Consider the following 4,095-nt stretch of genomic DNA (forward strand, 5'->3'; position numbering starts at 1 on the left):
ATATACAAGTCAGTCATAGAGAGACTTGGAAGAATGGGCATAGGACAAGGCGACAAGACTTCGATGTGATGGGAGCATACTGACGTATGTGACCGAACTCGAATGTCGCAGGCAACGAAGTAATATGCCCATTATTCCAAGTCTCTTAGAGTTTTCCGTCCTCTATCATATGAATAATCCTCTCAATCAAAGCATCCTCCGGAACATGCAAAGGATCATACTTCTCCTTCAAACTGGCCCCGAATAGATTGGCATAAGCATTCCACCAAAAAGCTTTCCAGCTACCTGAGATTGCTTTTACTATATCATAGCTTGTCTGATTGGTCTGTCTTCCAACAAGTTTTATAAGTATTTTCCCTTGTCTCAAAGTTAATTTTTTCATAATAGGCTTGTAGGTTTCCATCAGCTCATCTTGTACTCTTTTGAGGTGTTTCTCTCTATCTTTTTTATTCGGCATCGTTTGAGTGTACTCATAGGTTTCCACCAACTGTGCAGCCCAAGATTTAGCTATAGGTAAAGTTTTTCTGACATCCCTAATAAGTCGCCATAAGATTTGCTTTTGCTCTTTAGTCAAAGGCTTATATGCTTTATTGGAGACAATTAGATTGGGTAAAACAGTTATGTATATAGTATCTCCATTCTCAATATGCATCATCATGATCGAATCTTGCTTCACAGGGGTTTCGAAGTGGCCTTGAGCCTTCATCTCTTCAAAAGATAAAGAATAAACAAGCAAAGAGACGAATATTGTAATAATTACTTTTGTTATCCTCATATTCAAGTGTATCAATTATTAGGTGCTAAAGTTAATAATTACCAAGCTAATTAAAACAGTTTACCTTGAGAGAAAACACAAAAACAAATTAACTTCAATAGACAATTCCTGCTTAAATAGTTTTATCAAAAGAGTAATCGATGTGTGACTAAACCCATTTTGAGTAAGAGTTTAGTATTCTCCTTACATACTTCATTGACTTTTTGAGATTAACTTTCTTACCTTTACGGGGTGGAAAAAGGAAGATACATCATCTGTCCACCAATCTATTCGACCAAACAAACCATATGTTTAAGGAATATTATACTTTAACAAATGACTTCAAATAAACTACTTTTCTTATTTACGTCGTTCTTGCTTTGCTCCATGGCGGTGCGAGGCCAACAACATTATTATGTAGGTGATACAAACCGTCCGGAGCATCAAGTGATAGATTCTTCTACTATTACCCTCGATTGGTCAGGAGAAGCTTTTTTTAGAAACAATGAGTATCTAAGCAATTTGTATACCGGATATACCCTTCCGGGATATAGACTTTCTGCCTCTGTAGGGTATTCCATCAAAGCTCTTTATGGGGCAAAGCTAAGCGTAGGACTATACAATTTGGGATACTTTGGGGCAAGCAAATATCCGGGGAGTGTAGCTTATACAGATGTAGCCTATTGGTCAGATCGCAAACATGCAAATAAAGTGCATCTCTTGCCCATTGTTAGAGCGGAAATCAAACCAACATCCAAATCGATTTTTGTTTTAGGAACAATTTACGGAGCAGCTTACCATCAACTAATTGCTCCTCTTTATAATCCGGAACTTAACCTAACCGCTGACCCGGAAATGGGTGTCCAATATAGATATGGCAACAATAGGTTTCAATCCGATATATGGGTCAATTGGCAAAGCTTTATATATAAAGTAGATAATCATCAAGAAGCTTTCACCGGCGGTCTAAGCATAAATTACAATCTTATGCCGCAAGAAAAGAGTTTTAGGTTGAGTATGCCTCTCCAAGTTGTTGCATGCCATAGAGGAGGAGAATACAATCTCACTCAAAATGATACAGTACATACTTGGATCAATGCAGCATTGGGTATTCAAGCAGCTTACCGTACCAACCTATTGGGGAAAACAGACCTTACAGCCTCTCTTTATGGTTTGGGTTATCTACAAAGAGGTGAACATTATCCATCAAAAGATGGAAAAGCTTATTATGTAACATTGGGTGCACACCATAAAATTGCCAATTTGGAATTGGCTTACTTTAGAGGTGATGGATATATTTCTCCTCTTGGACTTCCATTTGCAAATTGTCTGAACGCTCACAGAGAAGCTATCGATCAAAAGAAAAGTTCTTACTTCCAGATATACGGAGATATACATTACACTTTTAAGCCTGGATTGACATTTGGATTTAGCACCACTTTCTGGATCCATCCCAATAAACCATACAATGGAAGCAGTTCGGCTATGGAGGCCTATATGTCTATCTCTCCTTCAGTTATTCTTAAAAAGTAATTACCTTACTGGCAATAAAAACAACTCTATTATGACACAATTCAAACATTCGCCCAAATGGACAGATAAGCCCTTATTTACTCCTAATATGATTACATCTCTCAAAGAAGATGAGATATTTGTTTTTGGTAGCAACCTCCATGGAAGGCATCTTGGAGGTGCTGCAAGCGTGGCCTTCAAACACTTTGGAGCAGTAATGGGTGAAGGCGTAGGGCTTTTTGGGCAATCTTATGCCATTCCAACCATGCAGGGAGGTATAGAGACAATCAAGCCATATACAGAGCAATTTATAGCATTTGCAAAACAGCATCAAGAGCTATTCTTCTTCGTCACGCCCATAGGATGTGGCATAGCCGGATTTACAGAAGAGCAGATAGCTCCTCTTTTCGAGGAAGCTCTTACCCTTGGCAACATTTCATTGCCAAGAAAATTTGTAGAGATACTACTCCACTAATCACCGGTTTATCGATAGCCTTTATAAGAATAGGTAAACTGTTATAGATGAATATGTGTATAAGGGTATGTCATATTATAACATCAAAATGCACTAATATCTTTTTGGATGATTGGTGAGTTTTTGTGCTCAGTTCAAAGTTTTCTCGTAGCATTTTTCTATTAATCCAATATAGGTTTCATTAGACAGTCCCTTTAGTATAATGTTATATCTTCCTGATTTCGTTAGAATTGCATTGCAATTGGCATTTCAATTCACAAATTAGTTTTCATAAATACTTGTTATTCAAAAAAACTTTGCTACTTTTGCATCGGTCAAACGGGATGTAGCACAGTTGGCAGCGCGCCACGTTCGGGACGTGGAGGTCGGAAGTTCGAGTCTTCTCATCCCGACCATAATGGGGAATTTAGGTTCCCCTTTTTTATTTATAGCGTCTGTGAATTATATAAGATTTATGACGATCAATAACCAAACTCCCTTTGGAATCTCCATCGAACAGGTGTGATAAGCATAGTTATCCATCAAACTAAAAGCCTAAAGTCACTTTTCTATTTGATCGTAAATATCTATAAATCACAGATAAATGACACAATAAGCATAATCATGCTTACATTTTTTCTATATTTAATCAATAATATTTGTCTAATAGATATCTTTTTATACCTTTGCAGAAAGGATTAGATAATATGCCGCATCGCTCAATTTGCGAAACTCATCAATTATACTAATTCCGAGGGCAATTTTGCTTTTAATGGCGGGCCGCACTACTTCGGTAGAGATTCTTTGAGTCCGGCGGATTACAGAGATTGCAAAATCCTCAAATCCTGTCATTAGGAGTTTTGACTTTTCAGTGATGCGGCTCCCCATAACAAAAGGCTTGGAAATTTTTTCAAGCCTTTTGTATTTTATTTTATTGCTGTCTGGTAAAAGTTTTGGCAGCACAGCAAACTTGGATTTCATATAAATTGCTCTCTATTCTCTCAATTGCTCACTAATCAAATGGTATTACCTATTCTAAGGCATTGGTCTGTAAATTACGCTTAGTTTTATCGGACAGCCAACCTCTCAATACATTCAAAAAAAAAGAAAAACAGTCCATTTAGGCAAATCCTTTGCCCCATAGGCATTCGCTTGGATCAAATACTGATTGATGACTCAATCTTGCAAATGATTTTGTAAGACAGCCGACTTTAGACTCTAAAGGATGGGGCTTATCTTTCAAGATTGAAAGGTAGTATCCCAAAAAGTGTGTAAAGGAGATTTATCTTTGAGTCAAAATTAATCATTTCCTTTCATTGTTTAGTTCATCCGTCAGGCGGGCATGAAAAACACCGGGGGGATTGGCGTCCGCCCG

The 4,095-nt window shown here is 37.6% G+C and carries 4 protein-coding genes and 1 tRNA gene; 3 read left to right on the plus strand and 2 right to left on the minus strand.

The genetic code is table 11. From position 1 onward, the window contains the following. Positions 1–145: 145 nt before the first annotated feature. Positions 146–775 (minus strand): DUF4294 domain-containing protein, encoded by a 630-nt coding sequence (locus tag ACFO3G_RS03780; RefSeq protein WP_380078131.1) that lies wholly within the window; start codon positions 773–775, stop codon positions 146–148. A gap of 315 nt (positions 776–1,090) precedes the next feature. On the opposite strand from ACFO3G_RS03780, the gene lpxZ reads away from it, so the two are divergent. From lpxZ to ACFO3G_RS03795, 3 genes are all read left to right on the plus strand, one after another. Next, a complete protein-coding gene (gene lpxZ, locus ACFO3G_RS03785; RefSeq protein WP_380078133.1) occupies positions 1,091–2,287 on the plus strand; it encodes an LpxZ family protein in 1,197 nt (398 codons plus the stop codon). A 31-nt stretch (positions 2,288–2,318) separates the two neighbouring features. Then, complete coding sequence (locus tag ACFO3G_RS03790; protein ID WP_380078135.1) at positions 2,319–2,741, plus strand: A1S_2505 family phage non-structural protein; 423 nt, start codon at positions 2,319–2,321, stop codon at positions 2,739–2,741. A 319-nt stretch (positions 2,742–3,060) separates the two neighbouring features. Further along, positions 3,061–3,136 (plus strand) — tRNA-Pro (locus ACFO3G_RS03795). Positions 3,137–3,398: 262 nt separating this feature from the next. On the opposite strand, the gene ACFO3G_RS03800 is transcribed toward ACFO3G_RS03795, so the two are convergent. Continuing rightward, a complete protein-coding gene (locus ACFO3G_RS03800) occupies positions 3,399–3,701 on the minus strand; it encodes a hypothetical protein (protein ID WP_380078136.1) in 303 nt (100 codons plus the stop codon). Positions 3,702–4,095: the final 394 nt, after the last annotated feature.

This window comes from Falsiporphyromonas endometrii, from assembly GCF_042654485.1.
Classification (GTDB): domain Bacteria; phylum Bacteroidota; class Bacteroidia; order Bacteroidales; family Porphyromonadaceae; genus Porphyromonas; species Porphyromonas endometrii.